Annotated in this window: 5 protein-coding genes; all 5 read right to left on the minus strand. The window is 27.3% G+C overall.

Annotated elements, in window-relative coordinates; genetic code table 11:
- Window positions 1–266, minus strand: a 266-nt coding sequence (locus FGQ49_RS10545) for a hypothetical protein (RefSeq protein WP_138269726.1), incomplete at its 3' end; no start/stop codon positions are given.
- A gap of 84 nt (window positions 267–350) precedes the next feature.
- A complete protein-coding gene (locus FGQ49_RS10005) occupies window positions 351–1,715 on the minus strand; it encodes an MATE family efflux transporter (RefSeq protein WP_138269727.1) in 1,365 nt (454 codons plus the stop codon).
- A 138-nt stretch (window positions 1,716–1,853) separates the two neighbouring features.
- The gene (locus FGQ49_RS10010) at window positions 1,854–2,222 is read right to left on the minus strand and encodes a hypothetical protein (protein WP_138269728.1); all 369 of its coding nucleotides are present in this window, start codon (window positions 2,220–2,222) and stop codon (window positions 1,854–1,856) included.
- Between the two features lie 165 nt (window positions 2,223–2,387).
- Entirely contained in the window at window positions 2,388–4,448 is a 2,061-nt protein-coding gene (locus FGQ49_RS10015; protein ID WP_138269729.1) for a hypothetical protein, read from the minus strand.
- On the minus strand, window positions 4,423–4,752 hold the full coding sequence (locus FGQ49_RS10020) for a hypothetical protein (protein WP_138269730.1): 330 nt from the start codon (window positions 4,750–4,752) through the stop codon (window positions 4,423–4,425). The genes FGQ49_RS10015 and FGQ49_RS10020 overlap by 26 nt, the downstream gene beginning before the upstream one ends.
- Window positions 4,753–5,020 lie beyond the last annotated feature (268 nt).

Here is a 5,020-nt window from a genome sequence, read left to right on the forward strand (position 1 = left end):
ACATCATATGTAGCTTTTTTAGGTATATTCTTTTTTACTAACCTTCCAGCTAATTTTCTGTATGATTTATGTTTTACAAAAGAATTTTCTTTTTTCAAATTAAAGACAAGCAAATCATCACATTTTTTTACAATTTCAGTATACGTATTTATGAACATATCCATATTTCTTGTTGAAATAAAAAGATATACAATAATTAACGAAGGCACAACTGTGAAAATAAAACAATAAAATGCAATAAAAAACATATACATAATATCTAACATATCAATACACCTCATTTTATATCTATAAAAATATTGTATTATAAATATAAAAATTCTTCAATAAAAAAACTCCTCTATGGAGTTTTATACAACTTGTTTATTTTCCCATTTTGAACCTCTGTATCTTATTATAAAGAAAATAGATCTTACTACCCAATCAAGTATCATTGCAATCCAAACGCCAAAAACACCAAATCCCATATACTTACCCAAAATATAACTGAATATAATTCTGCATACCCACATTGATACAATAGAAACAATCATACAATATTTGACATCACCGGCAGCTCTTAATGCAGATGGGATATTAAAAGCAGTAGGCCAAATTATAATCGCACAACATCCATGTAAAATTAAAATTTTGCTTGCTTCCAATGCAGTTATATCAGATAAATTATATGCTTTAAGTATCAAAGGTAAAATTAAAAAAATAAATAATACCAATATAGCTACACAAACATAAGTTATCTTTAATAATTTTCTTGTATAATATCTTGCCTGTTTATATTCCCCTGCGCCAACACACCTTGAAATAACGGTAGTAATAGCAAGAGAAACAGCCATTCCTGATAAAATTTGGAATGAAGCAACTACATTTGCAACGGCATTGGCTGCTATTGCATATGTGCCAAATGTAGATACCAAACTTAAAACTATTATTTTACCAAGTTGAAACATACTGTTTTCAAGCCCGTTTGGAACACCTATGTATAAAATACTTTTTATCATATCAAATCGTGGTTTATATTTAAAACTTCTTTTTATATATAAAGTATTATTTTTATTTAAAAGAAGAACAACAATAACCACAGCTGCAACAATTCTTGAAACCAAAGTTGGTATTGCGACACCGGCAGTACCAAAATGAAAAATATAAATAAGTATTGCATTACCGCATACATTAATCAAATTCATTAACATAGAAACTTTCATAGAAACTTTGGAATTACCCATTGAACGAAATATAGCCGCTCCTGCATTATATAATGCAATAAAAGGAATTGAAGCACTTACGATAAGCAAATATGTATTTGCATGTCCCATAACTTCTGCATCAATACTGCCAAATACTTTAGTTAAAATAAACTGTTTCAATATATACATAAAAATCATAATAAATACAGCCAATATAGTTATAAACCAGACAAGCTGTGTTGATGATTCACATGCGTTTTCTCTATCTCTTTTACCCAAATACTGTCCGCATACAACAGCTCCTCCAGTTGCAAGAGCAGCAAAAATATTTATCAAAAGAATCATTACACTGTCAACTAAAGAAACTCCTGATACGGCGGCTTCTCCTACACTGGCTATCATAATAGAATCCGCCATACCTACCAAAATAGCCAAAAATTGCTCTACAATAAGCGGAACAATTAAAATCATTAATGCTTTATTTGAAAATAAAAAATCCTTTGTGTCGATCTTTTTTCTGCTAAATACCATATTAAAACCCCTATGTAAATAAAATGAAAATACTAATGAAAAAATTTATAAAATATTTGTAAAATTTTGTAACCTATTATACAACTATAATACAAAATAATAAACCCTTTTTATATTTTTCATAAAAAAAAGTAAAGGTTACTTAACCTTTACTTTTTTTACAGAAGAGAATGAAGAATAAACTTTCTTTCCTCCTACAACTTTATATGCTCTAACTTTATAATAATATGTCTTTTTAGATGTTAATTTTGTTTTTGTATAACTTGTACTTTTTGTTGTTTTTGTAAGAACATATTTACCTTTACTATTTTTTGTATATATTTGATATCCGCTTGCACCTGAAACTTTATTCCATTTTATGTATGCTTTCTTCTTACCTGCAGAAACTTTAATACTCGTACTTTTTAAAACAGGTTTGACTTTTACAGTATTATATTTGCTCTTAACAAGTCCATTGGAATTATTATATGCAACAACTCTATAATAGTAATAACTGTTACATGTCAAAGAAGAATTTATATAATAATTATATTTACTGCTTACAGTCTTTATAAGTTTATAATTTTTACTTTTTGCATCATATCTATAAATATAATATCCCTGTGCATTGCTTACCTTATTCCATGTAAGTTTAACAGCATTATAATTATAACTTACACCTTTTGCTTTTACTTATGATAAAACTACTTTTGGCTTTTCAACGGTCGTATCATCTTTTGGAGGGTCAACTGTCGTATTTCCGCCTTCTGAAGAGCCACCTTCTCCATTTCCGGTATTTGTATTATCATCTTTATTCAAATACTCGTTATATTTAACCAACGTTTTATATTTTACACTATCTCCCAAATAAGCATATATCTTATCACTTCCTAGTATAAAAGACATAGAACTTGCATTTGAATAAATGTTGCTGCCAACTTTATTCCATGAAGAATCTTTATAACTATACATTTTAGCAACACCATTTGAATCAACAACACCTAAATACAAATCACCATCTTTTATATCAAATGAAATACTATTTACCTTTTCTTCAAAAGTTGCTACTTTATCAGTACTCCAAGATTTACCGTCTGCACTTACTGCAATATTCGTCTTGTTTGACGATGTATTATAAGTAAATGCATATATATTATCTTCTGAAACAACAAACTTCTGGAAATGATTTGCGGAAGAATTCACATTATAAACTTTTTCAAATCCGTTATTTGTTTGTTTATAAATGATTCCGCCTTCATTTTTATTTTGAAAATCAGATAACATTACATAAAGTTCATTTTTATACAGAGCCATACTTGGTGCCATTAAATATTTACAATCAGTTATTTTACCAACTGTTAAAAACTCACTTCCATTCCATTTCATAACAGTAACATTGGTATTATCCAAGTCGTATAAACAGTATAACTCTCCGTTTAAATTTATGGCATATGGAACGTTTGCATAACTTCCATTTGTACTTATTCTGCTTTTTTCTATCCAATTACCATTTTCATATTTTTTTAATACAACACTCTCTTTTTTTGATGAATAATCAGCATAAAAAACATAAACTTCATTATTTAAAATAACAAGATTACCATTGTTTACATTACTGTCAACTATACCCAATGATGAATATACACCATCTTTATATTGATATACTTTATTTTTATTTAAAAAATATAAAGTATTACCTATTTGTCCAATTGATTTTGCATTATCGCTATCTGCAAAATAATTTGTATTTAAAGATGTATCAGTCAAATCCGACCATAGATTTTCACTTGAATAATCAGGAATTGTTATATCAAATATAATATAATCATCGACCTGTGATGTAACTTTAAGTTGAATTCTACTATTAACATCATTTGTATAGACAAGTGCATTATCTTTTATAGTTGCATTTTCATCACTGCTACCTATCTCACTTCTTTTTCCGTCACTCAGTGATAATACAGCATTATTTATATCTCCAGCAAAATCATTTATACCTGTATCATTAGGTCTAAATACATAAATATAATTTTTATTGTTAAAATTACTTTTTTCACTATCGCTTAAAGCATCGTTTACCCTGTAACATACAAGACCCGAATAAGGAATTTGACTATCCACATTATTTGAATCACTTATTTTTGTTTTTTTTCTATATTCAAAAACAAAATATTCATTATCCTTTAGAGGAGTTTTAACCATAACGGCATTATCTCCTTTATTTGAATATGGAGCATAAAGAGTAACACTTTTTGTTCCGCTTCCAGAAATATCTTTTATTGTATCAAAACCTAACATTTTTCTTGTTTGCGCCAATGGATAAGACGGAGCACTCCCTACTTTAGACATTACATCATAAGGACCTACAGGAGTTTTGCTGCTGTCTTTACTATACAAATCAAGTACACCAAGAGAATGTAAAAACTCATGTACCATTGTTGGAATAAGATTACTTGCTTGAGTATTCAAAACATTGTAATTTAATATACTCTTACCTGCTATTGTAAAATTATAATTATTGTTATCTGCCTTATGAGGCCAAATCACATCTGAATTGTCTTTAGGTGCATTTTCTTTATCTATTTGTACGACAATGGTTAAATTATCAATATAACCATCACTGTTTTTGTCTACTTCGCTTGAATTAATACTATTTTCAAATTCTTCCATTTTTAATAGACATTCATTTAATAAAGCCTGAGAACTGTTATATTCTGATTTGTTTTTATCAAGAGTAATATATGTTATCTTCATTTTTTTGAGGAAAATAAGACCTTACGTTTAATTGTCCGTTTGATAAAATATTTAAATATTTTTCAAATGAATTTGGTATATAGCTATCTGAGTTATCATTAACTTGGTTTTCAAAATAAGTAAATTTCGAATATTTTGCATTATATGTATAATCTTCATTATATGTTTCTTTCGTATCATCTTTAAATTTAACAATAAAGACGAGATTCCCCATTTCTTTATTTGCTGCATTAATGTTTGGTACAAATAAAGATAAACTTACAAATAATATCATTAAAAAAGTTAATATTCTTTTAAACTTCATAATAATCCCCTTACAAATTATATTCATTCTAATTTATTTCGGATATTCTACTATATATAATATTAAAAAGCAAGTAATTTATAAAAAAACAGCTAAAAGCTGTTTTATATTGATAGATCTTTTTTACAGAATACTTTTATCCCTATACAAAATAATAATATACCGATAACATAAAGTATTATGGCAAATAAAACTCCCCAAATATTACCTTCTATAATCTTTGTTGTATCAAATAATGTAAGTGGAGTAAGGTATTTTAAGTATGAAA

The sequence above is a fragment of the Anaerofustis stercorihominis genome (assembly GCF_005844425.1).
Lineage (GTDB): Bacteria > Bacillota > Clostridia > Eubacteriales > Anaerofustaceae > Anaerofustis > Anaerofustis butyriciformans.